The organism is Kribbella sp. NPDC000426 (assembly GCF_040300265.1).
Classification (GTDB): domain Bacteria; phylum Actinomycetota; class Actinomycetes; order Propionibacteriales; family Kribbellaceae; genus Kribbella.
Genome location: NZ_JBEPDK010000002.1, coordinates 121,151 through 146,919, shown reverse-complemented (window position 1 = coordinate 146,919; position 25,769 = coordinate 121,151). Strand labels below are relative to the sequence as shown.

The 25,769-nt window shown below is 67.5% G+C and carries 27 protein-coding genes; 10 read left to right on the top strand and 17 right to left on the bottom strand.

Annotation, left to right across the window (positions count from 1 at the left end; genetic code table 11):
- Positions 1–84: 84 nt before the first annotated feature.
- Both ABT313_RS08565 and ABT313_RS08560 read left to right on the top strand, forming a co-directional pair.
- A complete protein-coding gene (locus tag ABT313_RS08565) occupies positions 85–5,709 on the top strand; it encodes a glycoside hydrolase family 88 protein (RefSeq protein WP_350850174.1) in 5,625 nt (1,874 codons plus the stop codon).
- A 31-nt stretch (positions 5,710–5,740) separates the two neighbouring features.
- The gene (locus ABT313_RS08560; protein WP_350850172.1) at positions 5,741–6,739 is read left to right on the top strand and encodes a chitinase; all 999 of its coding nucleotides are present in this window, start codon (positions 5,741–5,743) and stop codon (positions 6,737–6,739) included.
- Between the two features lie 50 nt (positions 6,740–6,789).
- Here ABT313_RS08560 and ABT313_RS08555 read toward each other — a convergent pair whose 3' ends face one another.
- The 4 genes from ABT313_RS08555 to ABT313_RS08540 are packed head-to-tail and all read right to left on the bottom strand — an operon-like array spanning position 6,790 to position 8,523.
- Positions 6,790–7,218, bottom strand: a complete 429-nt coding sequence (locus ABT313_RS08555; protein ID WP_350850170.1) for an OsmC family protein — start codon at positions 7,216–7,218, stop codon at positions 6,790–6,792.
- Positions 7,219–7,246: 28 nt separating this feature from the next.
- Positions 7,247–7,666, bottom strand: a complete 420-nt coding sequence (locus tag ABT313_RS08550) for a globin (protein ID WP_350850168.1) — start codon at positions 7,664–7,666, stop codon at positions 7,247–7,249.
- Positions 7,667–7,681: 15 nt separating this feature from the next.
- Complete coding sequence (locus tag ABT313_RS08545; protein ID WP_350850166.1) at positions 7,682–8,101, bottom strand: acyl-CoA thioesterase; 420 nt, start codon at positions 8,099–8,101, stop codon at positions 7,682–7,684.
- Positions 8,098–8,523, bottom strand: coding sequence for an acyl-CoA thioesterase (locus ABT313_RS08540; protein WP_350850164.1), 426 nt, complete (start codon positions 8,521–8,523; stop codon positions 8,098–8,100). The genes ABT313_RS08545 and ABT313_RS08540 overlap by 4 nt, the downstream gene beginning before the upstream one ends.
- Before the next feature lie 89 nt (positions 8,524–8,612).
- Between ABT313_RS08540 and ABT313_RS08535 the strand changes: the two genes are divergently transcribed.
- Positions 8,613–9,365, top strand: coding sequence for an SDR family oxidoreductase (locus ABT313_RS08535; RefSeq protein ID WP_350850162.1), 753 nt, complete (start codon positions 8,613–8,615; stop codon positions 9,363–9,365).
- Positions 9,366–9,396: 31 nt separating this feature from the next.
- Positions 9,397–9,852, top strand: a complete 456-nt coding sequence (locus tag ABT313_RS08530; RefSeq protein WP_350850160.1) for a MaoC family dehydratase — start codon at positions 9,397–9,399, stop codon at positions 9,850–9,852.
- On the opposite strand, the gene ABT313_RS08525 is transcribed toward ABT313_RS08530, so the two are convergent.
- The 3 genes from ABT313_RS08525 to ABT313_RS08515 form a co-directional block, all read right to left on the bottom strand.
- Positions 9,849–10,733 carry a GNAT family N-acetyltransferase gene (locus tag ABT313_RS08525; protein ID WP_350850158.1) on the bottom strand — a complete coding sequence of 295 codons (885 nt, stop codon included), beginning with the start codon at positions 10,731–10,733 and terminating at the stop codon, positions 9,849–9,851. The two genes, ABT313_RS08530 and ABT313_RS08525, sit on opposite strands and share 4 nt — an antisense overlap.
- Before the next feature lie 185 nt (positions 10,734–10,918).
- Positions 10,919–11,455 (bottom strand): retropepsin-like aspartic protease, encoded by a 537-nt coding sequence (locus ABT313_RS08520; protein WP_350850156.1) that lies wholly within the window; start codon positions 11,453–11,455, stop codon positions 10,919–10,921.
- 3 nt (positions 11,456–11,458) lie between these two features.
- Positions 11,459–12,367 carry a GNAT family N-acetyltransferase gene (locus ABT313_RS08515; RefSeq protein WP_350850154.1) on the bottom strand — a complete coding sequence of 303 codons (909 nt, stop codon included), beginning with the start codon at positions 12,365–12,367 and terminating at the stop codon, positions 11,459–11,461.
- A 247-nt stretch (positions 12,368–12,614) separates the two neighbouring features.
- Here ABT313_RS08515 and ABT313_RS08510 point away from each other — a divergent pair, with 247 nt between their 5' ends.
- Positions 12,615–13,145, top strand: a complete 531-nt coding sequence (locus ABT313_RS08510; protein ID WP_350850152.1) for a hypothetical protein — start codon at positions 12,615–12,617, stop codon at positions 13,143–13,145.
- Here the strand turns inward: ABT313_RS08510 and ABT313_RS08505 are convergent.
- The gene (locus ABT313_RS08505; RefSeq protein ID WP_350850150.1) at positions 13,136–14,107 is read right to left on the bottom strand and encodes a helix-turn-helix transcriptional regulator; all 972 of its coding nucleotides are present in this window, start codon (positions 14,105–14,107) and stop codon (positions 13,136–13,138) included. The two genes, ABT313_RS08510 and ABT313_RS08505, sit on opposite strands and share 10 nt — an antisense overlap.
- A 54-nt stretch (positions 14,108–14,161) precedes the next feature.
- Between ABT313_RS08505 and ABT313_RS08500 the strand changes: the two genes are divergently transcribed.
- Positions 14,162–14,731, top strand: a complete 570-nt coding sequence (locus ABT313_RS08500; protein WP_350850148.1) for a TIGR03086 family metal-binding protein — start codon at positions 14,162–14,164, stop codon at positions 14,729–14,731.
- On the opposite strand, the gene ABT313_RS08495 is transcribed toward ABT313_RS08500, so the two are convergent.
- Genes ABT313_RS08495 through ABT313_RS08485 form a run of 3 tightly spaced genes read right to left on the bottom strand, consistent with a single transcriptional unit; the run spans position 14,728 to position 17,858 of the window.
- Complete coding sequence (locus ABT313_RS08495) at positions 14,728–15,480, bottom strand: SDR family oxidoreductase (RefSeq protein ID WP_350850147.1); 753 nt, start codon at positions 15,478–15,480, stop codon at positions 14,728–14,730. The two genes, ABT313_RS08500 and ABT313_RS08495, sit on opposite strands and share 4 nt — an antisense overlap.
- Positions 15,480–16,700 carry an acetyl-CoA C-acetyltransferase gene (locus ABT313_RS08490; protein WP_350850145.1) on the bottom strand — a complete coding sequence of 407 codons (1,221 nt, stop codon included), beginning with the start codon at positions 16,698–16,700 and terminating at the stop codon, positions 15,480–15,482. Before ABT313_RS08490 ends, ABT313_RS08495 begins: the two co-directional genes overlap by 1 nt.
- Positions 16,701–16,712: 12 nt before the next feature.
- Entirely contained in the window at positions 16,713–17,858 is a 1,146-nt protein-coding gene (locus ABT313_RS08485; RefSeq protein ID WP_350850143.1) for an acyl-CoA dehydrogenase family protein, read from the bottom strand.
- 74 nt (positions 17,859–17,932) lie between these two features.
- On the opposite strand from ABT313_RS08485, the gene ABT313_RS08480 reads away from it, so the two are divergent.
- A complete protein-coding gene (locus ABT313_RS08480; protein ID WP_350850141.1) occupies positions 17,933–18,532 on the top strand; it encodes a TetR/AcrR family transcriptional regulator in 600 nt (199 codons plus the stop codon).
- Positions 18,533–18,578: 46 nt separating this feature from the next.
- Here the strand turns inward: ABT313_RS08480 and ABT313_RS08475 are convergent, their stop codons facing one another.
- On the bottom strand, positions 18,579–19,148 hold the full coding sequence (locus tag ABT313_RS08475; RefSeq protein ID WP_350850139.1) for a YceI family protein: 570 nt from the start codon (positions 19,146–19,148) through the stop codon (positions 18,579–18,581).
- A gap of 143 nt (positions 19,149–19,291) precedes the next feature.
- Between ABT313_RS08475 and ABT313_RS08470 the strand changes: the two genes are divergently transcribed.
- Positions 19,292–19,750: a MarR family winged helix-turn-helix transcriptional regulator gene (locus tag ABT313_RS08470; protein WP_350852085.1), complete on the top strand. Its 459-nt coding sequence runs from the start codon at positions 19,292–19,294 to the stop codon at positions 19,748–19,750.
- On the opposite strand, the gene ABT313_RS08465 is transcribed toward ABT313_RS08470, so the two are convergent.
- Complete coding sequence (locus tag ABT313_RS08465) at positions 19,751–21,112, bottom strand: FAD-dependent oxidoreductase (RefSeq protein ID WP_350850137.1); 1,362 nt, start codon at positions 21,110–21,112, stop codon at positions 19,751–19,753. It lies immediately after the preceding gene.
- An 82-nt stretch (positions 21,113–21,194) separates the two neighbouring features.
- On the opposite strand from ABT313_RS08465, the gene ABT313_RS08460 reads away from it, so the two are divergent.
- On the top strand, positions 21,195–21,635 hold the full coding sequence (locus ABT313_RS08460; RefSeq protein ID WP_350850135.1) for a MarR family winged helix-turn-helix transcriptional regulator: 441 nt from the start codon (positions 21,195–21,197) through the stop codon (positions 21,633–21,635).
- 41 nt (positions 21,636–21,676) lie between these two features.
- Positions 21,677–22,543 carry an aminoglycoside phosphotransferase family protein gene (locus ABT313_RS08455; protein ID WP_350850133.1) on the top strand — a complete coding sequence of 289 codons (867 nt, stop codon included), beginning with the start codon at positions 21,677–21,679 and terminating at the stop codon, positions 22,541–22,543.
- Here ABT313_RS08455 and ABT313_RS08450 read toward each other — a convergent pair.
- The 4 genes from ABT313_RS08450 to ettA form a co-directional block, all read right to left on the bottom strand.
- Positions 22,527–23,144 carry a dihydrofolate reductase family protein gene (locus ABT313_RS08450; protein ID WP_350850131.1) on the bottom strand — a complete coding sequence of 206 codons (618 nt, stop codon included), beginning with the start codon at positions 23,142–23,144 and terminating at the stop codon, positions 22,527–22,529. The two genes, ABT313_RS08455 and ABT313_RS08450, sit on opposite strands and share 17 nt — an antisense overlap.
- Entirely contained in the window at positions 23,141–23,614 is a 474-nt protein-coding gene (locus ABT313_RS08445) for an SRPBCC domain-containing protein (protein WP_350850129.1), read from the bottom strand. Before ABT313_RS08445 ends, ABT313_RS08450 begins: the two co-directional genes overlap by 4 nt.
- Complete coding sequence (locus ABT313_RS08440) at positions 23,611–23,970, bottom strand: ArsR/SmtB family transcription factor (protein ID WP_350850127.1); 360 nt, start codon at positions 23,968–23,970, stop codon at positions 23,611–23,613. Before ABT313_RS08440 ends, ABT313_RS08445 begins: the two co-directional genes overlap by 4 nt.
- A 105-nt stretch (positions 23,971–24,075) precedes the next feature.
- Positions 24,076–25,758: an energy-dependent translational throttle protein EttA gene (gene ettA / locus ABT313_RS08435; protein ID WP_350850125.1), complete on the bottom strand. Its 1,683-nt coding sequence runs from the start codon at positions 25,756–25,758 to the stop codon at positions 24,076–24,078.
- Between the last annotated feature and the right edge of the window lie 11 nt (positions 25,759–25,769).

Below are 25,769 nucleotides of genomic sequence, written 5' to 3'. Positions count from 1 at the left end.
CCGGCGCGTCATGATCGAGCGAACCATTAGGAAACCTTCCTAACAGAAGCCCAACTCTGACCGCCCCCAGGTTTGGAGCTCGAAATGCGCGCACGATCCGCCCTGCGCCGCTGTCCGGCGGCACTCCTCCCTCTTCTCCTGCTCACGACCCTGCTGACAGTTCTGTTCCCCGCACAGCCGGCCCGCGCCGAGCTGGAACATCCCCGGCAGCAGTTCCTCCGCGAGTCGACCGGCGGCCTGTTCCTGCACTGGGGGATGCGGTCCTCCCCCGGCTACACCAACTGCAGCGCCTGGGAGAACGCCGTGAAGGCCGGCGGCTGGGACCCGGCGTACTGGGTCCGGGAGGCGCAAAAGCTGCACACGCAGTACCTGGTCCTGGCGACCTTCCACAGCCGGCTCGGGTATGCGCGGCCGTGGCCGTCGAAGATCCCGGGCAGCTGCCACACCAACCGCGACCTACTCCGCGAGACCATCGACGCTGCGAAGGCGCAGGGGCTCAAGGTCATCCTCTACATGACCGACGACCCGCAGTGGCACAACGACGGGCTGCCGTCCGGCAAGGACTGGCTCGACTCGGCGGCGTACTCGAAGTACAAGGGCCACAGCGTGGATCTGAGCACCCGCGACGGGTTCGGCGAGTTCAGCTACGACAACTTCGTCGAGGTGATGCAGCGGTACCCGGACCTCGGCGGCTTCTGGATCGACAACGACAACACCTACTGGGAGAGCCACGGGCTGTACGACAAGATCCGCCATGACCGACCGGAGTACACGCTCAGCAACAACAACGAGGACACGCCGATCATGGACATGATCAGCAACGAGCAGAAGACCGGTATGTCCCCGGACTACGACTACCCGCAGGCGGTCTACACCGCGGCGCCGCGGCTGATCGAGGCCGATTTCAAGCTGCCGTCGAAAGGCGCCTGGTGGTACGACGGCACCAACCCGACCGTCGACACCCGCCTGACGATCGGTCGGTACGTCGCCAACGCCGGCTCGTCGATCAAGTCGCTGATGGCCGAGACCGCGATGGTCGACGGCCGGTTCCCGTCCCACCAGGAAGATTTCAACAACCTTTTCGACAAATACCTGCGGCCGATCTGGCCGTCGATCCACGGCACCGAGGGCGGCGGGTACCTGTACGGCGGCCTGAAACCCGGCGCGTGGAACGACGGCGCGTACGGCGTTACCACGGTCAGCCGGACCGATCCGGACGAGCAGTACATCCACGTACTCACCAAGCCGTCCACGAACACACTGCGAATCCGCGACAACGGCTACCGCATCGCCGACGTCACCGATCTGCGGACCGGCAAGGCGATCGCCCACTCGCAGGCCAACGGCATCCTCACGCTCACCGGCCTGACCAGCTGGGACGCGTACGACACCGTCTTCAAAGTCGAGAGCGCCGGCCGCGAGGGCATCTTCCCTGCGTCGTCGTACACGATGAGCGCCACGGCCGGCACCAACCCGGCCGCGGCGGCTGACGGCAGCTACCTGACCTACTGGGACAGCAACAGGACCACGCCGGTCTCGCTGGACTTCGACCTCGGGTCGTCGAAGCCGGTCCGGTTCATCGGCCTCAACCAGCGCGAGGACTCGGTCGCATACGCACGCTCCGCCAGCGAGCAGTCTGCCCGCATCAAGAGCTACCACGTCTACGCGGGCGCCGACGGGAAGACCTGGGGCTCCCCCATCAAGACCGGCACCCTCCCCAGCCGTCGCGCCGTCGTCTACATCGACCTGCCGGCCACCACCACCCGCCATGTCCGCCTCGAGGTCGTCAACACCTACGCCGCCTCTTCAGACCCAACCCGCTACAAACGGCTCCGCATCGACGAGGCCTGGATCGGCACGTCGTACGCGCAACCGGCAACAACCCTTGCGCAGGCTCTCGACACCAACGTGAAGGATTACGGCGCGAAGGGCGACGGCAAGGCCAACGACAGCGCGGCTATCAACAAGGCGATCGCGGCGGCAGCGCCCGGGAGCACCGTGCGGTTCCCGGCTGGCACGTACAAGAGCGCCAACTCCATCCACCTGAAGAGCCACCTCACGTACCAACTCGACTCCGGCGCGACCATCCTCGGCGCGAGCAACAACACCTATGACAAAGCGGAGGCCAACCCGAACGACAAGTACCAGGACTACGGCCACAGTCACTTCCACGACGCGATGCTGTGGGGCGACCAGCTGACCGACATCGCGTTCACCGGCGCCGGCACCATCGACGGCGGCGGTCACCTGATCACCGGCAACCCGAAGTCTGGCCAGGCCGACAAGATCATCTCGCTGACGCGCTGCGACGGACTGCGCGTCGACGGCATCCGGCTGCGCCGCGGCGGCCACTTCGCGATGCTCACCAACGGCTGCGACGACATCAGCTCGGACGGCCTGCGGATCGACACCGCCGACAACCGCGACGGCTGGAACATCATCAACGCCAAGAACGTCACGATCACCCACGCGAACATCGCCGCCAACGACGACGCACTGGTCTTCAAGAGCGACTGGGCGTTGGGCATGACGATCGACAACGGACACGTGCGGGTCTCCGACAGCCAGCTCTCCGCAGGCTGCTGCAACGCGTTGATGTTCGGCTCGGAGACCTGCGGCAACTTCACCGACTACGCGTTCGACCGGATCAAGATCACGGGCGCCGGCAAGTCCGGGCTCGGCATGGTCTCGATGGACGGCAGCAACATCTCCGACGTGCACTACCGCGACATCACGATGTCCGGCACCCGCAGCCCGATCATGCAGAAGGTCGGCACCCGGAAACGCTGCGGCGGCAGTCCGGGTGTCGGCTCGATCAGCAACATCACCTACCAGAACGTCACCGGCACGTACGACGGTGCGAGGGGTACGGCGTACAGCCCGACGCTCTGGGGTGAGGACAAGATCAGCGACATCACGTTCGACAACGTGCAGCTGACGGTGCCGGGCGGCAGCACGACGACGGGCACCGGCGTACCGAGCAACGACCCGAAGGACTACAACCCGAACAGCATCGGCACCAGGCCGTTCCAGGCCGTGAACGGGTACTGCGTGAGCGGTGGCTCGCTGCGGGTTAAGGCGACCGACTCGTCCAGCAACTGCCGTACTGCGAACCTCGAGAACGGACAGGCCCGGACACCGCCGATGGGGTTCAACAACTGGAACTCGACCAAGTGCACGTCCGCGTTCAACGAGGCCATGATCAAGAGCATCGCGGACCTGTTCGTCAGCCGCGGTCTGAGGGACGCCGGGTACCAGTACGTCAACATCGACGACTGCTGGGCGCTCCCCCAGCGCAACGCACAGGGCAACCTGGTGCCGGACCCGGCGCGGTTCCCGCACGGCATCAAGAGTCTGGCCGACTACGTCCACAGCAAGGGCTTGAAGTTCGGGCTGTACACCAGCGCAGGGACGAAGACCTGCGACAGGAACGGCTTCCCGGGTGGGCTCGGCCATGAGAAGCAGGACGCCGATCTGTTCGCGTCATGGGGCGTGGACTACCTGAAGTACGACAACTGCAACAACCAGGGCGTCGACGCGCAGCAGCGGTACACCGCGATGCGTGACGCACTACTGGCTACCGGACGGCCGATCATGTACTCCATCTGCGAGTGGGGTCGCACCGGACCGCCGAAGGTCTGGCAGTGGGGCGCGGACGTCGGCAACCTGTGGCGCACCACCGGCGACATCAGCGACAACTGGACCAGCATGATCGGCAAGGCCCAGGCCAACCGTGACCTGAGCCAGTACGCCGGACCGGGGCACTGGAACGACCCGGACATGCTGGAGGTCGGCAACGGCGGCATGACGGCAACGGAGTACCGCACGCACTTCAGCCTCTGGGCGATGATGTCGGCGCCGCTCTTGATCGGCACCGACCTTCGCAAGGCATCCGCGGAGACCTTCGACATCCTGACGAACCCGGACGTCATCGCCATCGACCAGGACCGCCTGGGCCGCCAGGCCACTGTGGTCAGCTCGTCGAGCGGTCTGGTCGTCTACACCAAGACCCTGGCGAACGGAGACCGAGCCGTAGCGCTCTCCAACGAGACTGGTTCGACAGCAACGGTCAGCACGACAGCGGAGGCAGTCGGCCTCGGCGGCTCCGCGTCGTACATGCTGAAAGACTTGTGGAGTAAGACGTCCCGAAGCACCACAGGTCAGATCAGCGCATCGGTGCCGGCGCATGGCACAGTCATGTATCGCGTCTCCCGGGCTGGAACGACCCAGCGGTACGAGGCCGAGGCGGCGACCCTGTCCCCTGGCAGCACCGTCGACAAAGACCACTCCGGGTACTCCGGTGCGGGGTTCGTCAACACGCCCAACCAGACCGGCAGCTACGTCGAGTGGAAGCTCGACCGTGACCAGGCCGGTCCTGCCACGCTCGTCTTCGACCACGCCAACGGGACAACCGCCAACCGCGCCGTCGACATCGCAGTCAACGGCGCCACTGTCGCCAAGAACGTCGCCATCCCGTCCACCGGCGCGTGGACCCTGTGGCGGACTATCCACACCACAACGAACCTGCGAGCCGGCGCCAACACCGTCCGCGTCACAGCGACCACAGCGAACGGCGCTCCCAACCTGGACTACCTGGATGTCGCTGTGAATCCACCAGCAGCGTTGGCAGCAGCAGACTGGTCGGTGCGGATGGTCGACTCGACCATGGCTCGCTACAAGCCCACCACGATCGGCGGCTGGTCCTATCCGGTCGGGCTGTACCTCTACGGCCAATACCTGGTCTACCAACGCACGCATGACCCGAAGTACCTGAGCTACATCAGGTCCTGGGTCGACCGGTTCGTCGACAAGTCCGGGAACATCGACAACAGCTTCAACAGCCTGGACAGCATGCTCGCCGGCCGCCTGCTCGTCGTACTGCACCACGAGACCGGCGACCACCGCTACGAGGTTGCGGCGGCCAAGATCCGGAAACGGCTGAACACCTATCCCCGGACCGCGGACCAGGGCTTCTGGCACGCCACCAGTCGTCAGCACCAGCTCTGGGGTGACGGTGTGTTCATGGTGGACCCGTTCCTCGCGGAGTACGGCCACGAGTTCGGCGACTCGGCGTACACCGACAAGGAGACCGTGAACCAGCTCCTCGTCTACGCCAGCCATCTGCAGCAGTCGAACGGCCTGCTGCGGCACGCGTACGACGAGTCCCACACGCAGACCTGGGCCGACCCCAAGACCGGCCAGTCCCCCGAGGTGTGGTGCCGCGCCGAAGGCTGGTTCGGTATGGCGACCATCGACGTGCTGGACGTCGTACCGGCGAACCAGCCGCGGCGGGCCGAGCTGATCGAGGTACTGCGGAAGCTCGTCGCGGCGTACGCGCAGTACCAGGACCCGGCCACCGGGCGCTGGTTCCAGGTCGTCGACAAGGGCAGCCGGTCCGACAACTGGACCGAGACGTCCTGCTCCTCGATGTACACCTTCGTCATCTCTCGCGCGGTCGAACGCGGGTACGTCGACGCGTCGTACCAATCGACAGCGGACCGCGGCTACCGGGGCGTCATGGCCAAGCTCAGCCTCGGCTCGGACGGTCGCACCAACCTGGCCGGGATCTCGATCGGCACGAACGTCGGCGACTACAAGTACTACGTCGGCCGCGAACGCGCCACCAACGACTTCCACGGCCTCGGCGCCTTCCTGCTGATGAACGAGCAGGTCTTGACCACATCAGCAACTGATAGGAAACTTTCCTAACTCCTAACCGCCCCCAAGATCGGAGTTCCAGATGCGCATCCTCAAGGCCGCCGCCGCGACGGTCGCCGCCGGCACGCTGGTGGTCGGCGCGGCCCTCGCCGCCCAAGCCTCCACCCAGGCACCCGCCCGGGCCCAGGCGGACCCGGCCAGCATCGGCGCGGCGCCGTACGAGTACCTCGGCTGGGGCAACCCGCAGAAGCCCGCCGACGTGATGAAGGCGGCCGGCAACAAGTGGTTCACGCTCGCGTTCATCCTGTCCGACGGCGGCTGCAACCCGAAGTGGGACGGCGACCGCGCGCTGACCGGCGGCTCCGACCAGACCGCGATCAACAACATCCGGGCGGCCGGCGGTGACGTCATCCCGTCGTTCGGCGGCTGGTCCGGTAACAAGCTCGGCGAGAAGTGCACCTCGGCCTCCGCACTGGCCGGGGCGTACCAGAAGGTGATCGACGCCTACAAGCTGAAGGCGATCGACATCGACATCGAGGACACCGAGTTCCACAGCTCGGCCGCGCGGCAGCGGGTCGTCGACGCACTGAAGACCGTCAAGTCCAAGAACTCCGGGATCAAGACCTACATCACGATGGGTACCGACCAGACCGGCCCGGACTCCTCCGGGGTCGACCTGATCAACCGGGCCGCCAAGGCCGGGCTGGCCAACGACGGCTGGGTGCTGATGCCGTTCGACTTCGGCGGCGGCTCGACCAACATGGCGACGCTCACCCAGAAGGCCGAGGAGGGTCTGAAGGGCCGGCTGAAGACGGCCTACGGGTACTCCGACGACACGGCGTACCGGCACATGGGCATCTCGTCGATGAACGGCAAGACCGACGACGGCGAGACGGTCCGGCTGCAGGACTTCAAGACGATGCTCGCCTACGCGCAGCAGCACCACCTGGCCCGCTTCACGTTCTGGTCGGTCAACCGGGACCGCAAGTGCGGCGGGAGCAACACCGACGGGGACTCGTGCAGCGGGATCTCGCAGAACGCGTACGACTTCACCAAGGTCGTCGCCCAGTTCCACGGCTGAAAACGAACGTCCGGCGAACCCACCTGGGTTCGCCGGACGTCTGGTCGTGATCAGGCGGTGAAGGTGACGTCCAGCGTGATCGGGACGGCCGACAGCGCCTGCGAGACCGGGCAGTTCTTCTTCGCACCCTCGGCGTACTCGGCGAACTCGTCCGCGGTCAGGCCGGGGACGTTGCCGTTGACGGCCAGCTTGATGCCGGTGATGCCCTCACCCGGCTGGAAGGTGACGTCGGCCTGGGTGTCGATCGACGTCGGCGCGTGCCCCGCACCGGCGAGCGCGTGCGACAGCGCCATCGAGAAGCAGGTGGAGTGCGCGGCCGCGATCAGCTCTTCCGGGCTGGTCTTGCCGTTGGCGTCGTTCGCGCGGGAGGCCCAGGTGACGTCGTAGGTGCCGACACCGGACGACTCGAGAGCGACCTGGCCGGCGCCCTCCATCAGCGAGCCTTCCCAGTGGGCCTTGGCCGTACGAGTGGTAGCCATGCTCGTGTTGTCTCCTTCGAAGAGAAGTTCAGCGGCCGGACACGTCGATCGCGCCCGGGTACTGCGGTTCGTCGGTGTTCACCATGCTGTGCGCGGCCATCACCATGTAGGTCCAGATCTGCTCGTCCTGCTCAGGTGTCAGGCCGAGCTCGTCCAGCGCGGCACGCATGTGGCCGAGCCACCGGTCCCGCTGGCTCGGGGTGACCGCGAACGGGGCGTGCCGCATCCGCAGCCGGGGGTGCCCGCGCTGCTCGGAGTACGTCTTCGGGCCGCCCCAGTACTGCTCCAGGAACATCCGGAAGCGCACCTCGGCCGGACCGAGGTCCTCCTCCGGGTACAACGCTCTCAGTTCCGGGTCGGCGGCAACACCGCGGTAGAAGGCCGCCACCAACCGGTGGAAGGTATCCGCCCCACCGACGGCGTCATAGAAGCTCTGCTGCTCGCTCATGTTGGATCTAGTCTCTCAAGTGGTCACAACGTGCTCGAGGAGGGCTGCCCGTTCGGCGTCTCCCAGCTGCCGCTTGGCGTGCGTCTCACCGTCCACGACGACCAATACGGACTCCGCCTTCGCGTACACGTCCTCCGACTCGCCGCTGCGGTCCACGATCCGCGACCCGAGCGTGTACGACGTCGTACCGACGGAGGCGACCCACACGTCCACGTCGTACGGCGGGTGCCGCAGGTGGATCGGACGCAGGTAGTCCACCGTCTGGCTGACGAGCACGACCGGGTACTGCGCGAAGTAGTCCCCCGTGGTCCCCATGATCTGGGCGAGGAACGCGATCCGGGCCTCTTGCAGGTAGTCGAAGTACCGCACGTTGTTGACGTGGTCGTACGAGTCGATGTCGGACCAGCGGACCAGGACCTGGTAAGTGAACGTCATGCGCCCACCAGCTTGGTCAGCGCGGCCTTCTCGACCGGTGTGATCCGCCGGAGCCTGTTGGCTGTGAAGTCGAAGGGCACGAGCCTGGTCCGCGCCTCGACATAGGTACGGCGCTCGGGCTCCGCGTCCAGGATCTCGTAGTCGACCGTGAACGACGCGGCCTTGATCTCACTGATCCACAGCTCGATCCGAACCGGTTCAGGACGGAACAGCAGCGGTGCCCGGTACTGGACCTCGTGCCGCGCCACCAGCAGTCCGGTCTCGAGCGCGTCCGCGCCCAGCTCGGCGGCAGTCCGGAACAGGAAGTCGACGCGGGCATCCTGGAGATAGTCGACGTACCGGCCGTTGTTGACGTGGCCGAGCGCGTCCATGTCTCCCCAGCGCAACGGGCAGTGGTAAACGTGCCGGTTGTGATGATCCACACGGCGATCATCGCATCCGGGGTACTTCCCGGGTGACACAGCGTGGGTAATGTCATCCCCGGCAGACCAGTGACCGATTGGAGCGGTGAATGAGCGAGCGGGTGGCGATCGTGACCGGGGCAGCCCGGGGAATCGGCGCGGCCGTCGCGCAGCGGCTCGCCCAGGACGGGAACGCCGTCGCGGTCATCGACCTCGACGAAGGCGCCTGCGACGCCACCGTGAAGGCGATCACCGAGGCCGGCGGCAAGGCGATCGGCGTCGGCGCCGACGTCAGCAAGTCCGACCAGGTCGCGGCCGCGGTCGCGCGGGTGGTGGCCGAGCTGGGCGCGCCGACGATCCTGGTCAACAACGCCGGCGTACTGCGGGACAACCTGCTGTTCAAGATGTCCGAGGACGACTGGGACACGGTCATGTCGGTCCACCTCAAGGGCAGCTTCCTGATGTCCAAGGCGGTCCAGGCGCACATGGTCGACGCCGCGTACGGGCGGATCGTGTTCCTCTCCTCGACCTCCGCGCTCGGCAACCGCGGCCAGGCCAACTACGCCTCCGCGAAGGCCGGTCTGCAGGGCCTGGCCAAGACCCTGGCGATCGAGCTGGGCAAGTTCGGCGTTACCGCGAACGCGATCGCGCCGGGCTTCATCGAGACCGACATGACGGCGGCGACCGCCGCCCGGGTCGGCGTCGACTTCGAGGAGTTCAAGAAGGCCACCGCAGCCACCATCCCGGTGCAGCGGACCGGGAAGCCGGAGGACATCGCCGCCGCGGCGTCGTTCTTCTGCAGCGAGGAGGCCGGTTTCGTATCCGGCCAGGTGCTGTACGTCGCCGGCGGACCGCGCAACTAATCGGGAACTAACGGGAACTGAGGACTCGACGATGCCGCAGACCTACACCGGAGTCGACGAAGTCGTCCACGCGGTCGGCACCCCGCTGGGTGAGACCGAGTGGCTGGAGATCACCCAGGAGCAGGTGAACCAGTTCGCCGAGGCGACCGGTGACCACCAGTGGATCCACGTCGACGTCGAGCGCGCCAAGAAGGGCCCGTACGGCGGGACGATCGCGCACGGTTACCTGACCCTGAGCCTGATCGCGCGCTTCGGCGACGAACTGTTCAAGGTCGACGGCGTGACCGCCAAACTCAACTACGGCGTGAACAAGGTCCGCTTCCCCGCCCCGGTCCCGGTCGGTGCGCGGGTCCGCGCCGGCGCCTCGATCTCGAACGCGGTCGAGACCCCGGCCGGCGTCCAGGTCTCCCTCAACTGGGTGATCGAGCTCGAGGGCTCCACGAAGCCCGCCTGCGTCGCGGAGACCGTCGTACTGCTCGTCCCCTAGAGCGGGCAGATCAGGACCGCGTGGGTGGCGATCCGGTCGTAGCCGAGCCATTCGTTGACGGCGAGCATCGGGGTGTTGCCGTCGTAGTTGGCGGTGTAGGCGCCCTCGATCCCGGCGTCGGCGGCGCGATGCAGGGCCGCGCTCTTGACCAGTTTGGCGAGCCCGCGACCGCGGTACTCCGGCATCGTCGACGTCATCCTCGACCACATCTTGGCGCGATCGCCGTGGTTGCGGGTGAAGGCGATGATCTGCCCGTCGTACATCGCGGCGATGCTCACCTCGCGGACCAGGTCCGGCGCGTTCCAGATGTCGGCGAGCCACGCGTCGTACGGATGTGAGGGGATCTTCGCGTCGCCGGGCTTCGTGCGCTGGGCAACTTCGTCCGCGGCGTGCAGCAGCCGCGGATCGACCTCGGTGAACGGCACCAGGCTCACCTGACTCGGGATCTCGGGGCTGTCCGGCACCTTGCGCGGGTCGATACCCGCGTAGTGCACCTGGCGCGTCTGCCGGTAACCGAACCGCGCGGCCCAGCCGACGCTGCTCGGGTCGGCGAACACCCGGGCGGACGTCGCCCCGGCCCTGCGCAGGTCCGCGTGCGTTGCCTCCAGCAAGCTCGTGCCGATACCGCGGCCGCGGTACTCCGGCCGGACCAGCAGCCGCAGCTCGCCGTCCAGCGGATCCGAGCCGCCGATCAGCCCGCCCGAGGCCCAGCCGACCAGCTCACCGCCGTCCACCGCCGCGAACGCGCCGTTGCCTGGAGCGGCCGGCGCCGTCAGCCGCCGGATCAGCGAACTCCGGGTGACCACCAGATACGGAACGAGTGCGTCGTGCAACGCCACCGCCGCGTCGACATCCCCCGGCCCAGCCGCCCTGATCTCCATCCCAACTCCCTCGGGAACTCCAACGACGAAGTCCCCCGGAAGGTAACGCCCTTTCAGGTGCATACCGGAAGTAAACCGATTACAGCTCTGTCTCAGAGGGTTCGCGCGCAGCGAGCACGAGGCGAGCCCCCGTGATGTCGAAAGTCGTCCTGTACCGCTCGAGATACCCGGTACCCACAAGCCCGTCATGAATGATCTTCTGGAACAGAACCCGCGGCGCTGTCCGACCCCGTGTCCACCTCTACCGTGATCTCCCGCCCGCTCGGCAGCACGAGCTGCGTGAACGGATCGGCCGACACCGACTCACGCCGTACGTCGAGCGGGACCTCCGGGCCATCGGCAACGAAACTGTCCCGCGGCCGGATCGTCAGCGTCCTCGCGTCGGGATCCGTCGTGACCGTGTGGTTCTCGAAGAAGGTCGGACCGAGGATCCCGGCGAATTCGTCACCCAGATCGGCGACGCCGGCCACGTGTCCTTCGACCACGAAGTCACCGAGAGCGATCCGCGGCACCCGCACCAACGGCACCTCGACCGCCTGGCCGGACATCCGCCGGCCGGTGAACGTCTCGCCGGTCGTCGCGCCGTCGAGGAGATCGGCGACCGCGGACGAGATCACTGTGGTCCCGATCCCGGTATCGACGAGGAAGCGGTACTCCGCCGTACCGATTGTCACCGGAACCTGGATCAGATGCTGCAGGCGGTCGAAGGCGATCGTCGTCATCGATCAGTTGTCCAGCGTGCGCAGGAGGCCGAGCTCGGTCTGGACGCGGCGGTAACCGAGCCAGTTGTTGACGGCAAGCATCGGCCCGTTCTCGTCGTCGTTCGACGTGTACGCCGACGTGATCCCCGCCGCGGCCGCCCGGCGCAGTGCCACCGACTTCACCAGCTTCGCCAGACCCCGGCCGCGGTACGCCGGAATCGTGCCGGTCATGCCCGACCACATCCGGTCGCCATCGGTCTCGACGATCGTGAACGCCGCCATCTCGTCACCGGCCATCGCCGCGATGCTGAGCGACTTGTCCATCGACGGGCTGTCCCAGATCTCCGCGAGCCACCGGTCGTACTCGATCGAGTCCATCGGCGCATCGGTCGGCTCGTCCAGGGCCGTGATCGTGTCGGCCGTGTACGCCGCCCGCGGGTCGACCTCGTCGAACGACCGCAACTCGATCCCCGCGGGCGTCTCCGGCGGCTCCGGCAACGACGTCAGCTCGACCCCGGCGAAGTGCATCTGCCGCGCGCCGTCGTATCCGAGGTTGCGGGCGAACTCCAGGCCGTCCGGGTGGACGAACGCCCGCACCCGGATCGCACCGACCTCGGTGAGGTGCTGGTGCAACCGCTCGGCCAACTGACTGCCGATGCCCTGCTTGCGGTGGTCCGGATGCACGAAGATCGTGAGGTGGCTCTCCCCCGGTTCGCTCGTCCAGACGCTGAGTCCGGCCGCGCCCCAGCCGACCACCTGGCCGTCGACCTCGGCCACCAGCGGCAGGAACCGCTCCGCCGGCGCCGCCACAGTCATCACGTGCCGCGTCGCGGCTGCTGACATCGCCTTGTAGGAGTACACAGCCCGCCGTACTGCCGCCACCGCCTCGGCGTCGTCACCCACCGCCTGCCGGACCGCCACGAGCCTCGTCATGCCCCGGACCCTAACCAGCACGTCCTGTCCACGCCATGCATTAACAACCAGCAACGCGATCGCAACAGCGGCGAGAGTCTCGTGATTCGGCTGTGTAGCGGAGTCGTACTAGAGTGACGCGGTGCTGTCGGACTGATCGCCCCGACCGCCGGAAGTGCCATCGTGGTTGCACGCGACGGGGTCACCGGCGGCGGGGCGTCCGCATTTGTGCTTGACCGCGTTCTGAGGTCAGGCGTAAACAACAATCATGCAGATTACCGACGGCGCTTCGGCGGCCCGGACCTTCGCCGAGCTGATGGTCTCCGACGGCCCGCGCCCGGAGTACGCCGAACCGTTCGCGCCGTTCGCCCCGCTGATCGGCAGCTGGGATCTCGACGTCGCCTGGTACGACGAGAGCGGCGCGGTCACCCGGCAGACCAAGGGCGAGTGGCATTTCGCCTGGGTGCTCGACGGACGCGCAGTCGCGGACATCTGGATCACCCCGAGCCGGGCGGCCCGCGCCACCGAGGGCGACGGCGAGTGGGGCCTGTCGATGCGCATCTTCGATCCCGAGCTGCAGGCGTTCCGCTCGACCTGGATGGGGCCGAAGGCAGCCTTCGTGATGCCGTTCGTCGCACACGCGACCGCGGACACGATCACGCTGGAGTCGCAGAGCGCGAAGACCCGCTGGGAGTTCACCGGCATCACCGAGACCGGCTTCCACTGGCGCAACGAGGATGAAGATGCCGATGGCAACATCATCCTGCGGCAGACCTTCGTCGCGACCCGTCAGCGGTAGGTCGCGACCGCGGCCTCGGCCAGCTCCAGCATCCGCGCCCTGATGTCGGCCGGCTCCAGCACCTCCACATCACCGGCGAACCCGAGCAACACCCCGCACGCCGCCTCCCGCACCCGGAACTGCATCCGCAGGTGCGGCCAGTCGTCGTCGCTCGGCACGTCACGCGCCACTTCGCCCTTGGCCAGCATCGGCGTCGCGATCCGCCGCACCATCTCGACGCGCTCCGGCCGCACCCGGACGAGTACGTCGACCCCCAGCGGCATCTGCCGCTCCAGCCCCGACCGCAGCCGCTCCCACTCCGCCCGTACGTCGAGCCCGTCCGGCCGATCCGCCAGCTCCTCAAGGACGTCCGCGTGCTCCACGCGCGACACCCGGTACATCCGCGCCGCCCCGCGATGGGCCGCCACCAGGTACCAGCGCCCCGCCTGTTCCACCAGCCCCCACGGATCGACCGTACGTCGCTGCACGCCCTCGCTGGCCGACGCGTACCGCAGGCGGACCCGTCTGCGTTTGACCACAGCTTGTCGCAGTACCGGCAAGGCACCGTGGTCCTCGGCCTCTGCGAACCAGCGCCGCCGGTCGACCACGATCGCACCGGACAACGCATCCGCGTCTCCCTGCAACTCCAGCGGCAGCGTCGCGGACAGCTTCCCCATCGCGGAGTGCAGCGCGTCCTGCAGCCCCAACTCCTCCGACAAGGCAGCCCGCCCCGACCACGCGAACAGCGCCTGCGCCTCCCGCGGCGTCAGCTCACTGACGTCGGCCCGATAGCCCGGCAGCAACACACAGCCGCCGTTGCGCCCGCGCTCGCTGTAGACAGGTACCCCGGCAGCCGACAACGCCTCCATGTCACGCATGACAGTCCGCGTCGACACCTCCAGCCGCTCGGCGAGGTCGCGCGCACTCAGCCGCTCATGCCGCTGCAGCAGCAGGATGATCTGCAACAACCGGTCCGCTCGCACGAGGTCAGAATATGCGACAGAAGATGTCGTATATACCCCGCGAAGCTGTTTGCCATGAACAACTTCGAAGACCCCCGACCGATGTTCGTCCGAGCCCTCGACCAGGCCCAGCAGCTGATGGAGTCGGTCAGGCCGGAGGAACTCGGCCTGCCGACGCCGTGCACGGAGTACGACGTCCGTACGCTGCTCGGCCACCTGCTCACCGTGGTCGGCCGAATCGATCTGGCGCTGTCCGGCGAGGACATCTTCAGCATCCCGACAGTGACCGAGACCGAGGACGTCGCCGGTCTCTGGAAGGAGCGCCGGACCGCCCTGGAGGCGACCCTCGCGGCAGACGACGTGCTGGAGCGGGTCTGCCGGGTTCCGTGGGGCACGGTTTCCGGCGCCGTCGCGCTGGTCTCCTACGCCCGCGAGCTCGCGACGCACTCGTGGGACCTGGCCAAAGCCACCGGCCGGCTGGACGTGCTCGACGACGGCATCGCGACGTACCTGCTCCCGATGAGCAAGCAGTACCTGCCCGCCGAGCCACGTGGCGGTCAGATCCCGTTCGGCCCGGTCGTGCCGGTCGCCGACGACGCCCCGCCGTACGACCAACTGGTGGCCTGGCAGGGCCGGCAGCCCTAGGCGATCCCGCCGTTCAACGTCAGCCCGCCGTCGATCGTGATGGTCTGGCCGGTGATCCACGACGCCTCGTCGGACAGCAGGAACCACACCAGCGAGGCGACGTCCTCCGGCCGGCCCAGCCGACCGAGCGGGTACGTCGAGGCGACCTTCTCCTCACGCCCTTCGTAGAGGGCTCCGGCGAACTTGGTCTTGACCACCGCCGGAGCCACAGCGTTGACCCGGATCTCCGGAGCCAGCTCGACGGCCAGCTCCTGCGTGATCCGGGACAGCATCGCCTTGGTCGCGCCGTACCACCCGATGCCCGGCGACGGTCCCAGACCGGCCACCGACGACAGGTTGACCACAGCACCACCATGCGCGCGCATCCAGGCGTCCCGGCAGGCTCTCACCCACGAGATCGCGGCCAGCACGTTGGTGTCGACCATCTTGGCCGCGACGCCCTGGTCGACGTCGAGCAGCTTCCCGTAGATCGGGTTGATGCCGGCGTTGTTCACCAGCAGATCCACCGACCCGTACGTCGCCACCGCTGCCGCAACCACCGCACCGCGGTGCGAGGCGTCCGCAGCGTTTCCGGCGATCCCCAACGCGTGCTTCCGGCCGCCCAGCGTGGCGACCGCCTCGTCCAGCGTCTCCTTGGTCCGGCCGGTGATGACGACGCGCGCGCCGTCGGCCACCAGCCGCTGCGCGACCGCCAGCCCGATCCCCCGCGAGGCCCCGGTGACGATCGCCGTACGGTTCTCCAGCGTCATCAGCTGAGACGCTCGAGCACGACCGCCATACCCTGGCCGCCGCCGACGCACATGGTCTCGAGGCCGAACTGCTTGTCCTCGAACTGCAGCCCGTTGATCAGCGTGGTCATGATCCGCGCACCGGTGGACCCGAACGGGTGGCCGAGCGCGATCGCGCCGCCGTGCACGTTCAGCTTGTCCTCGTCGATCCCGAGCTCGCGCGCCGAACCGATCACCTGGACCGCGAACGCCTCGTTGATCTCGACCAGGTCGATGTCGTTGATGCTCATCCCGGCCCGGGCCAGCGCCTGCTTCGACGCCTCGACCGGGCCGAGGCCCATGATCTCCGGCGACAGACCGCTCACCCCGGTCGACACGATCCGCGCCAGCGGCGTCAGGCCGAGCTCGCGGGCCTTGGTGTCGCTCATGATCACGACCGCCGCGGCGCCGTCGTTCAGCGGGCAGCAGTTGCCCGCCGTGACTGTGCCGTCGGGACGGAACACCGGCTTCAGCCCGCTGACGCCCTCGAGCGTCGTACCCGCCCGCGGGCCGTCGTCCTTGCTCACGACCGTGCCGTCCGGCAGCGTCACCGGGACGATCTCGCGCTCGAAGAACCCGTTCCCGATCGCCTTCTCGGCGAGGTTCTGCGACCGTACGCCGAACACGTCCTGCTCGGCCCGCGTGATCCCGCGCAGCGTCGCGACGTTCTCGGCCGTCTGGCCCATCGAGATGTAGATGTCCGGGATCTGCCCGTCCGCGCGCGGGTCGTGCCAGGTGTCGTTGGTCTCGGCGTACTTCTCGGTCCGCGCGACCGCGTCGGTGAAGACCGGGTTGAACGAACTCGGGTCGCCGACCCCGGCCGAGCCGAAGTTCTTGTACCGCGACACGCACTCGACGCCGGCGCTGACGAAGATGTCGCCCTCACCGGACTTGATCGCGTGGAAGGCCATCCGCGCGGTCTGCGTCGACGACGCGCAGAACCGGTTCACCGTGGTCGCCGGGGTGTTGTCCCAGCCGAGCTGCACCGCAACCCGGCGGGCCATGTTGCCCCCGTGCTCGTCGTGCGGCTCCGCACACCCGAGCGCGAGGTCCTCGATCTGGTCCCCGGTCAGCCCGATCTTCTCGGTCGCCGCCTTGATCATCTGGACCGCGAGGTCGTCCGGCCGGATCGTCGTCAGCGATCCCTTGTACGCACGCCCGATCGGCGACCGCGCGGTGGAGACGATGACTGCTTCAGGCATCTCTTGTCCCTTTCAGAGGCCCAGATCGCGGCCGATGAGTTCCTTCATGATCTCGTTCGAGCCGGCCCAGATCTTCGTCACGCGGGCGTCGCGCCAGGCGCGGGCCACCCGGTACTCGTTCATGTAGCCGTACCCGCCGTGCAGCTGGACACACGCGTCCAGTACTTCGTTCTGCACCTGGGCGCTCCACCACTTGGTCTTCGCGGCATCGACCGCGGACAGCCGGTCCTCGTCGTGCGCGACCACGCCGTTGTCGACGTACGCCTGGGTGACCTCGACCTTGGTGACGAGCTCGGCGATCAGGAACTTGTTGTACTGGAACGAGCCGACCGACTGACCGAAGGCCTTGCGCTGCTTCACGTACTCGATCGTCTCGTGCAGGATCTGGGTCGCGTGCGCGATGTTCGACACCGCGGCGCCGATCCGCTCCTGCGCCAGCCGCTCCATCATGTGGATGAATCCCCGGTCGAGCTCGCCGAGCACGTTGTCGTCGCCGACGAACAAGTCCTCGAAGAACAGTTCCGACGTACCGGACTCGGTCTGGCCGACCTTGTCGAGCTTGCGGCCGCGGGCGAAGCCCTCCATACCCTCCTCGACCACGAACAGCGTGATGCCCTTCGCGCCCTTCGACGGGTCGGTCCGGGCCGCGACGATGACCAGGTCGGCCATGTCGCCGTTGGTGATGAAGGTCTTGGAGCCGTTCAGCACCCAGCCGCCGTCGGCCCGCTTCGCGGTCGTCTTCAGCGCGGCGAGGTCGGAGCCGCCCGACGGCTCGGTCATCCCGATCGCGGCGACGTACTCACCGGAGCAGAACTTGGGCAGCCAGCGCTGCTTCTGCTCCTCGGTGCCGAGGTCGACGAAGTACGGCGCGCAGCAGTCGTAGTGGATGCCGAAGCAGCTCGACAGCGACGCGGAGACCTTCGAGACCTCTTCGGCGAAGACCTGGTTGAAGCGGTAGTCGCCGACGCTCGACCCGCCGTACTCCTCCGGTACGTCGAGACCGAGGAAGCCCTGCTTGCCGGCCTCCAGCCAGGCGGCCCGGTCGATCGTCTTCTCTTCGAGGAACTGCTCCATCCGCGGTACCAGCGAGCGGTCGCAGTACTCCTTCGCACTGGCCCGGAATGCGTGGTGGTCCTCGTTGAAGATGACGCGCTCCATCTAGGCCTCCCCAAGGTGTGAGATGTCTGGCTAAGCGCTTGCTTAGCTTCCTGCGTTTGGTGCAAGGTGTCAACGTGTCCGCAGTCACGAGTCCCCTGGTCTGGGAGCATGTCCAGCCGGCCGCCGCACGCCGGCTGCTGACCGGCGCCGTCGACGCGTTCGCCGAGCGCGGGTACCAGGCCACGACGACCCGCGACATCGCGTCCCGCGCGGGGATGAGTCCGGCCGCGCTCTACGTGCACTACCCGTCCAAGGAGCGCCTGCTCTTCGAGATCAGCCTCTACGGCCACAACGCAGCGCTAGAGGTACTGCGCTCCGCCGACGCCGGCGCCACCCCCGCGGATCGTCTCCGCTCACTCGTCGCGGCCTTCACGGCCTGGCACGCCGAGCACCACACCATCGCGCGCGTGGTGCAGTACGAGCTCGCCGCCCTCTCCCCCGAACACCTGGCCGAGGTCGCGACGATCCGCCGCGCCATCTCCCTGCAGATCGAACAGGTCCTCGCCGACGGCGTGACAGCCGGCGAGTTCGCCGTCAGCGACCTGCCCGGCACCACCCTCGCCGTACTCTCGCTCTCCATCGACGTAGCCCGCTGGTACACGCCGCACCGCGGTGACCCCGAGACCTTGGGGAAGTTGTACGCCGACCTCGCCCACCGGATGGTCCAGGCATGACGAAGCCCCGCATCCACCTGGGATGCGGGGCTTTGGTCGTGGTGCGTCAGGCCTGCAGTGCGGCCTGGACGTCGAGGTGGATCTCCACCTTGTCGCCGATCAGGAGCTTGCCACCCTCGAGCGGGACGTTGAAGTCGATGCCCCACTCCTTGCGGCTGATCGAGGTCGAGGCCTCGAAGCCGATGATGGTCTGGCCGTAGGCGTTCTGGTCGACGCCGAGGAACTCGACGCCGAGCTCGACCGGCTTGGTCACGTTCTTGATGGTCAACTCACCGGCGAGGACGTAGTCGTCGCCCTCCGGCTTGATGGCGGTGCTGACGAAGGTCATCTTCGGGCTGTTCTCGGCGTCGAAGAAGTCGCCGGACTTCAGGTGCCCGTCGCGCTGCTCGTTCCGGGTGTGCACGGAACCGAGCTCGATGGAGACGTTCGCGCCGGACTCCTCGATGGTGTCCTTGACGGTGATCTCGCCGCTGAACTCCTGGAAGGTGCCACGGACCTTGGTCATCAGGTGCCGGACGGTGAAGCCGATCTCGGTGTGCGCGGTGTCGAGGGCGTACGTACCGGCGACCAGGCCGGGGATGGTGCTGGTCAGGGTGCCGGTGGTGGTGTCGCTCATGGGGTCCTCTCGGGAAGGTGTACGTACTGGTCGGGGGCGACGCAGCCGGGTCTATAGTTAAAACTTCAACCGATGACTACGACAGTAGGCAGTAACGGTTTAAAAGTCAACTACATTCCCGGTACACTGTTCCCGTGACGACGATGGAGACTGGGACTCGGTGGCTCAGCCCCGAGCAGCAGGTGGCGTGGCGTGCGTACCTGCTGGGCACCGCACGCCTGATGGCCAAGCTCGACGACGACCTGCGCCGGTTCGGCATCGGCATCAACGACTACGAGATCCTGGTCCGGCTCTCCGAGTCCCCCGACCGGCGGCTCCGGATGGCGGATCTGGCCGACCGGCTGCACCAGAGCCGGTCGCGCCTGACCCACACGGTCGGCCGCCTGGAGGCCGCCGACCTGGTCCGCCGTACGTCGTGCACGAGCGACAAGCGCGGCGTCTGGGCCGAGCTGACCGACGCCGGGTTCTCGCTGCTCGAGCAGGCCGCGCCGTACCACGTCGAAGGCGTCCGGGAGCACCTGGTCGACCTCGCCAGCTCCGAGGACTTCGCCGCCGTCGGCCGGGTCTTCGACGCGGTCTCGGAGCACATCGGCCAGCGCTGATCAGTGCACGGCCGGGGTGATCTCGAGCGCCAACTCATCCCGGTCGGCACCGCGGTAGGCCATCATCTTGTCCCGCATCCGGCGCTTGACCGCCGGCAGGTGGTTGACGGTGCGCATCGCCGTACGCATGCCGGCCAGTGCGACGCGCCCGACGACCGGCTTGTGTACCGGGTCGGCCGACGTCATCTGCGCCCGCGACTTGATCACGGCGTCGAAGCCGTACTCGATCATCTTGGTCTCGTACGCGTTGACGGCCGGGATCAGCTCCCGACGACCGTCGCGTACGTCGATCAACGCGCGGCACAGGTTCACCGCGTCGCGGAGCGCGGTGTTCGCGCCGACGCCACGACCCGGTGTCATGGTGTGAATCGCGTCACCCAGCAGCGTGACGTTCGTGGTCTTCCACGGGTCGAGCGGGACCGAGGTCCAGATGTTCACCGGAAAGCACGTGCCCGGATCGGTCAGCTCGAACAGCCGGCGCAGGTTCGGATGCCAGCCCGGGGTGGCGTCGAGGGCGACCTTGATCAGCTCCTCGCCGCCCAGCTGCATGATGTTCGCCGGGAACTTGTCCCTGGTCGCGGACAGGCCCCAGTTGATGTAGTCGCGGGTGTTGTCGAACTGCAGGCCCGGCCAGCGGCGGATGAGTTCCTCGGTGTTGCCGCCGATGCCGCTCTTGAGGTGGCCGTCGCGGTCCCACTGGAACTCCATCACGTGCAGGATGCAGGCGAATCCGCGCGGCGCGGTGACGATCGAGATGCCCTCGAACACCTTCGGCGGGACCAGCTTCGCGCTCTCCTCGGTGATCGGCAGCTTGCCCGCGATCGCGACGATGCCGGTCTCCTCGGTCTTCGCCTGCGGCAGGTACTGACGCCGTACCCGCGAGCCTGATCCGTCCGCGGCGACGAGTAGGTCACCGGTGGCGCTCGTACCGTCGGCGAAGTGCGCCGTGACCTGCTCGCCGTGCTGCTCGAACCGGGTGAATTCCTTGCCGAACTCGACGACGTCGTCCAGCCCGGTCAGCAGCACCTGCCGCAGTGTCATCCGGCTGATCGACTTCTCGCTCTCGACCGGATCCGTCGACTGCGGGATCTCCATCGAGAGGACCTCTTTGTAGTCCTCGGTGAGCATGTTGAAGTACTTCGGGTCGCGCGCCTTCGTCGCCACGAACGTGTCGTAGAGCTCCTTCGGCAGCAGCGCATGCAGCGCGCGACTGCCGTCCGGGTCGATCCCGACCCGGTAGCCGTGCAGGCCGTCGGTCCGGACCGCGTCCCGCTCGAACACGGTCACGCCGATACCGGCCCGCTTCAAGCCGTGCGCCAGCGCCAGGCCGCCGGTGCCGCCGCCGATGATGAGAACCTTCATTTGTCTCGTCCCTTCAAGTATCTCGGTAATCCGAGTATCTTGGAGATCCAAGAGAAATGCAAGCCCTATGCTGAGGCGGACCATGACCAGTACGCGTGAAGAGCTCACCGGCGAGATCCAGCAGCGCATGATCCGGTTCATCGCCGAGGTCGTGCTGTACAACCACGCCGTCTCCGCCAAGGTCGGACTCGGCGCGAGCGACTCGCAGTTCATGACGCTGCTGCAGGCGTACGGCCCGCTGACGCCGCGGCAGCTCGCAGAACACACCGGCCTGACCTCCGGCACGGTCACCGGCGTCATCGACCGGCTCGAGTCGCACGGCTTCGTCACCCGCCGGCCCGATCCCGGCGATCGCCGCAAGGTGGTCGTCACCCCGTCGTTCGAGGCGATCCAGGACAAGCTCGTCCCGCTGTACGCCGAGCAGGGCGAGCGGATGCACGGCGTCCTCGCGTCGCGGAGCGTCGAAGAGCTCCGGACGATCTCCGCGTTCCTCGCCGACTCGGTCGCTGAAGCCGGCGGCTAAAGCGTTTGAGCGTGCCGGACGGCTCCGGAAGGCTTCTCGGCGTGACAGACATCGACGGCCGGGCCGGTATCGACGCAGAGCTGGTACGCCGGCTGATCGCGACGCAGTTCCCGCAGTGGGCCGACCTCCCGGTGAGGCCGGTGAAGGTCGACGGCTGGGACAACCGGACGTACCGGCTGGGCACGGACCTGACCGCGCGCCTGCCGACGGCCGCTGCCTACGTGCCAGCGGTGGACAAGGAACACCAGTGGTTGCCGGTGCTCGCGCCGTACCTGCCGGTCGAGATCCCGACCGCGATCGCCAAGGGTGCGCCGGGTGAGGGGTATCCGCATCCGTGGGCGATCCGGCGATGGATCGACGGCCGGACCGCGTCGACCGAGACCGTGACCGACCTCATCGCCTTTGCCGAGTCGATCGCGGACTTCATCCACGCGCTGCAGAGCATCGACGCCACGGGCGGACCGCTTGCCGGAGAGCACAGCTTCTATCGCGGTGCGCCGCTGCAGCACTACCACGAGGAGACGGTCGAGGCCCTCGTCGTACTGAAGGACCGCATCGATGCGGACCTCGCGGGCGAGGTGTGGGACGCCGCTCTGGCGTCTCAGTGGGATCGGCCCCCGGTGTGGTTCCACGGCGATATCGCGCATGGGAACCTGTTGGTGCAGGAGGGCCGGCTGACAGCCGTCATCGACTTCGGTACGTCGGGCGTCGGCGATCCGGCCTGCGATCTGGTGATCGCGTACACGTTCTTCTCGGGGGCTTCGCGCGACGCCTTTCGCGAGGCCGTTGGCCAGGACGCCGGCATGTGGGCCCGCGCCCGCGGCTGGGCGCTGTGGAAAGCGCTGATCACTTCAGACCTCGCTGTGGTGCGGGCCGTCCTCGACGACCACGTCACACAAACGCGCTGACGCCTTCGTACTCCCCCACCGCAGCAACGCCGACGGCCTCGTACTCGAGCAGCATGAGGCCGCTCGGCGTCGCCTCATGCTTGACCAGCTTGAGCCCTGCGGTGTCCTCCGACCGCTCGAACAGCCGCCGACCGGCCCCGATGACCGTTGGTGCAACCACCAATCTCACCAGGTCCACCACTCCCGCCCTCAACAGGGCGCTCCCCAATCGAGCGCTCCCGTGGATCTGTAGCTCGCGACCCTCGCGCGCCTTCAGCTCTTCGACGCCTTCGAGCTGGAGGACAGTGGTCGGCTGCCAGTCACCCGCGCCGATCGTTCGGCTCACGACGTACTTCGGCAACGAGTTCATCCCGTCCGCGTACGGATCGTCGGGGTCGGTGATCCGGGGCCAGTCCCGCGCGAACGCGTCGTACGTCCGCCGGCCCAGCAACAGCCCGTCGGCACGATCGAGCCACTCCGAGGTACGCCGTACGAACAGCTCGTCGATGAACGGCACCAACCAGCCTCCACGCGTGAACCCGTCACTCGTGTCCTCGGTCGGAGACCCCGGGCCCTGGCTGACCCCGTCCAGCGTCACGAACTCCGTCAGCACCAGCTTCATCGCACGCCCTCCGCGACTGCAGCGAGCTGCTTCGTGACGGTTCCCCAGCCGTCCGCGAATCCCAGCTCCTCGTGCCGCGCCCTTGCTGCAGGCGTGCCGTGGCGCACGATGATGCGGTAGTCCGTGCCCTCCGGGTGTTCGGCGAGCGTCACCTCGGCGGTCATCAGGAACGGCTCCGGATCGGCCGGACGCCAACTGCTGTCGATCGCGTTGGTGAACACCAGCCGCTCGATCTCCTCGACCACGAGGAAGCTCGCGTCGAGATGCGGTACGAACTGCTTTCCGTCCTCGCTCAGCTGTGTCACCATTGCGCCGCCGGGACGAACCTCGAGCCGCTCGACGCGGCACACGGCCGGGGCCGGCACCCACCATTGGGCGAACTTCGCCGGATCGGTCCAGGCGTTCCAGACGGTCGCCCGCGGCGCCCGGATCACGCGCTCGACGGTCAGATCAAGCTCGGGATCGATCATGACTCTTCCTCCTGCTGGACTTCTGATTGTGCGTTCGGTTCGGTGACCAGGCGTTCCAGCCGGTCGGTGCGGTCGGTCCAGATCTGGCGCTGCTCGGCGAGCCAGTCGTCGACGAGCGCCAGCCGCTCGCGATTCAGCACACAAGTCCGCACCCGGCCGACCTTGACCGTGCGGATCAGCCCGTTCGACTCGAGCGTCCGGACATGTTTCATGAACGACGGCAGCGTGATCGGGAAGTCCGCCGCAAGCTCGCCCACGCTGGTCGGCCCGCGCCCGAGCCGCCGGATCACACTACGCCGGGTCGGATCAGCGAGCGCGACGAACACCCCGTCCACCTCGGCCGAATACTGTGCCATGAGGCTAAGTATCGCCGTCGGCCGATACTTAGCGCAAGGGCTAACTATCAGGAAACACGAAGGACCCCGCCTCCGATCCGGAAGCGGGGTCCTTCGACAGCTCGCTCAGTCGCGGGTGAGCTTGCGGTGCGTGACGCGGTGCGGACGGGCCGCCTCCGGGCCCAGCCGCTCGACCTTGTTCGCCTCGTACGACGCGAAGTTGCCCTCGAACCAGAACCACTGGGCCTCGTCCTCGTCGTTGCCTTCCCAGGCGAGGATGTGGGTCGCCACGCGGTCCAGGAACCACCGGTCGTGGGACACGACCACCGCACAGCCCGGGAACTCCAGCAGCGCATCCTCCAGCGACTGCAGGGTCTCGACGTCCAGGTCGTTGGTCGGCTCGTCGAGCAGCAGCATGTTGCCGCCCATCTTCAGCGTCAGCGCCAGGTTCAGCCGGTTCCGCTCACCGCCGGACAGGACTCCGGTGGGCTTCTGCTGGTCCGGACCCTTGAAGCCGAACGACGCGACGTACGCCCGACTCGGCATCTCGAAGTTCGCGACCTTGATGAAGTCGAGCTCGTCGGACACCTGCTGCCAGACCGTCTTCTTCGGGTCCAGACCGCCGCGCGACTGGTCGACGTACGAGATCTTGACCGTGTCACCGAGCTTCAGGCTGCCGGCGTCCGGCTGTTCCTCGCCAACGATCATCCGGAACAGCGTTGACTTGCCGACACCGTTGGGCCCGACGACGCCGACGATGCCGGCCCGGGGCAGCGAGAAGCTCAGGCCGTCGAAGAGCCTGCGGTCGCCGAAGCCCTTGACCAGCTTGTTCGCTTCGAGCACCGTGCTGCCCAGGCGCGGACCGGCGGGGATGTTGATCTCGTCGATGTCCAGCTTCTTGGCGCGCTCGGCCTCGGCGGCCAGCTCCTCGTACCGCTGGAGGCGGGCCTTACTCTTGGACTGCCGGCCCTTCGCGTTCGACCGGACCCACTCGAGCTCGCGCTCCAGGATCTTCTGCCGCTTGGCGTCCTTCTGGCCCTCGACGACCAGACGCGCCTTCTTGGTCTCCAGGTACTTCGAGTAGTTCCCCTCGTAGCCGTACGTCCGGCCGCGGTCGAGTTCGAGGATCCACTCGGCGACGTTGTCCAGGAAGTACCGGTCGTGGGTGATCGCCATGACGGCGCCCGGGTACTTCTGCAGGTGCTGCTCCAGCCACTGCACCGACTCGGCGTCCAGGTGGTTGGTGGGCTCGTCGAGCAGCAGCAGATCGGGCTGCTGCAGCAGGAGCTTGCACAGTGCGACCCGGCGGCGCTCACCACCGGAGAGCTTGTCGACGATCGCGTCCGGCGGCGGGCAGCGCAGCGCGTCCATCGCCTGCTCCAGCTGGGCGTCGATGTCCCAGGCGTTGCGGTGGTCGAGCTCGGTCTGCAGGTCGCCCATCTCGGCGAGCAGCGTGTCGTAGTCGGCGTCCGGGTCGGCCAGCTCGGCGGAGATCTCGTTGAAGCGGTCGAGCTTCTGCTTGGTGTCGCCGACCCCTTCCTGCACGTTCTCCAGCACGGTCTTGCCCTCGGTCAACGGCGGCTCCTGCAGCAGGATCCCGACCGTCGCCCCTTCCGCCAGCCGCGCCTCGCCGTTGGAGGGCTGGTCCAGCCCCGCCATGATCTTGAACAGCGAGGACTTACCGGTGCCGTTGGGCCCGACCACGCCGATCTTCGCGCCGGTGAGGAAGTTCAGGGTGACGTTGTCGAGAACGACCTTGTCGCCGTGCGCCTTCCGGACGTTGCGAAGCGTGTAGATGAATTCCGCCATGCCTAGAGCCT